The following is a 1,587-nucleotide window of genomic DNA, read 5'->3' on the forward strand; positions in this document are numbered from 1 at the left end:
GCCCGGCGGGTCGACCCGCCGGGCTCGATGCGTTTCAGGGGGTGATTGTATAGCCATCTTTACTGTGCCAGATCGACCGCAGCCTTGTTTCATACACTCGCCGCCGCTTTTCGCCGCGAATGTGTATGATGATGGCGAATTGTTCATCGGGAGACAGCGTATCCGCGATGTCTTCGGCAAGCTTGGTGATATCGGCGTGCAGCGTGCAGAGATCGTGCGAGCAGGGGCCATCGCCTCGCGACATATTGTAAAGTAGGTAGGTTATGCGAGTCATTCTCGTCACCTATCAATCTTGTGTCCGCCCACATCAGGCGTTAACCCACTATTAACGATCTATGGTTACCAACTCATCCTGCTGGCTCTGTTTGTTTCGTCGGTCAGATTTTTTTTGACATGCGAAGCATTGAGCCTAGGGTTTTGCCATGTGCAATCTGTACGGCATGACCAAAGGGCAGCAGGCGATCACGCGGTTCGGCAAGGCCTATCGCGACCGCACGGGCAACCTGCCCAGGCTTCCCGGCATCTTCCCCGACTACATGGCACCGGTCGTGCGCACGGCCGATGACGGCGAGCGCGAGCTGACCATGATGCGGTGGGGCTTTCCGCCGCCGCCCAAGGGCCATGCGCTGGTGACCAATGTGCGCAACACCTCGTCGCCGTTCTGGCGCGCCTGGCTGAAGCCGGAGTATCGGTGCCTCGTACCCTTCACCAGCTTCTGCGAGTACGAGGACACCAAGCCTCGGAAGACGCCGACCTGGTTCGCCCTCGCTGGGGACCCGGAGGACGACCGGCCGCTTGCCTGCTTCGCCGGGATCTGGCGCCCCTGGGCGGGCACGCGCGGCACCAAGGCCGATCCGGTCGAAGGCGAGCACATGCTCTTCAGCTTCCTGACATGCGACGCGAACGCGGACGTTCGTCCGATCCACCCGAAGGCGATGCCGGTGATCCTGACGACGGAAGCTGAGCGGGATACGTGGATGACGGCACCGGTTGCCGAGGCGCTGGAGTTGCAGCGTCCGCTGCCGGATGGCTCGCTGCGGATCGTCGCTCGTGGCGCGCGGGAAGACGGTTAGGGTGGTCCAGCTCGAAGTGCTTCAGGTGTGCTTGCGCAGCCGCCTGCGCACGTAAACGTTTCGCACGTGGTTGGTGTCCGCCCATTCGAGACTGGCGCGCACCGCTTCTTTGAAGCTCCCGTAGGGATGGGGCGTAAAGAACGCGGCTTGTCCTTGTTCGCCGTACCTTGCTGAGCCATCGGCGAGGAACACGTCTCGCACCCGGACGATCTCGACGAAGTTCCCGCTCGCTGCCGGTGCATCCTCAGAAATGCGCTTGATCTCGGCCATAGCTCCCTCCAGATCCGGGGGATGGTAAACCGGAACGAGGCGATTCAGCGGGAAACGTGGTTAGGCGTCAACCTTGGCAGATCAGCGGAGGGCGCTTCCGAAGACATTGGATGCGCGAGCCCGATGGGGAGACCTGCCGGGCTCGATGCGTTTGAGGGGGTTTCTGTCGGGATAACTGTCGGGGAAACCCCATGCGAGGGAAGTCAAATTGATTAACTATCTGAATTTGTTGGTCGGAGTGGCA

At 61.1% G+C, this 1,587-nt stretch carries 3 protein-coding genes; 1 reads left to right on the forward strand and 2 read right to left on the reverse strand.

The genetic code is table 11. The features are described 5' to 3' along the window. Positions 1-34: 34 nt before the first annotated feature. On the reverse strand, positions 35-274 hold the full coding sequence (locus tag MNI96_RS21740; protein ID WP_249696636.1) for a hypothetical protein: 240 nt from the start codon (positions 272-274) through the stop codon (positions 35-37). A 148-nt stretch (positions 275-422) separates the two neighbouring features. Between MNI96_RS21740 and MNI96_RS21745 the strand changes: the two genes are divergently transcribed. Next, complete coding sequence (locus MNI96_RS21745; protein WP_249696637.1) at positions 423-1,073, forward strand: SOS response-associated peptidase; 651 nt, start codon at positions 423-425, stop codon at positions 1,071-1,073. Positions 1,074-1,094: 21 nt separating this feature from the next. Here MNI96_RS21745 and MNI96_RS21750 read toward each other — a convergent pair whose 3' ends face one another. After that, the gene (locus tag MNI96_RS21750) at positions 1,095-1,343 is read right to left on the reverse strand and encodes a hypothetical protein (RefSeq protein ID WP_249696639.1); all 249 of its coding nucleotides are present in this window, start codon (positions 1,341-1,343) and stop codon (positions 1,095-1,097) included. Between the last annotated feature and the right edge of the window lie 244 nt (positions 1,344-1,587).

The organism is Stappia sp. WLB 29, assembly GCF_023507705.1.
Taxonomy (GTDB): domain Bacteria; phylum Pseudomonadota; class Alphaproteobacteria; order Rhizobiales; family Stappiaceae; genus Stappia.

Bases quoted from the DNA above. Each gene is read 5' to 3' on its own strand.
- MNI96_RS21750 (WP_249696639.1), bottom strand. From the start codon at position 1,343: ATGGCCGAGATCAAGCGCATTTCTGAGGATGCACCGGCAGCGAGCGGG.
- MNI96_RS21745 (WP_249696637.1), top strand. From the start codon at position 423: ATGTGCAATCTGTACGGCATGACCAAAGGGCAGCAGGCGATCACGCGG.
- MNI96_RS21740 (WP_249696636.1), bottom strand. From the start codon at position 274: ATGACTCGCATAACCTACCTACTTTACAATATGTCGCGAGGCGATGGC.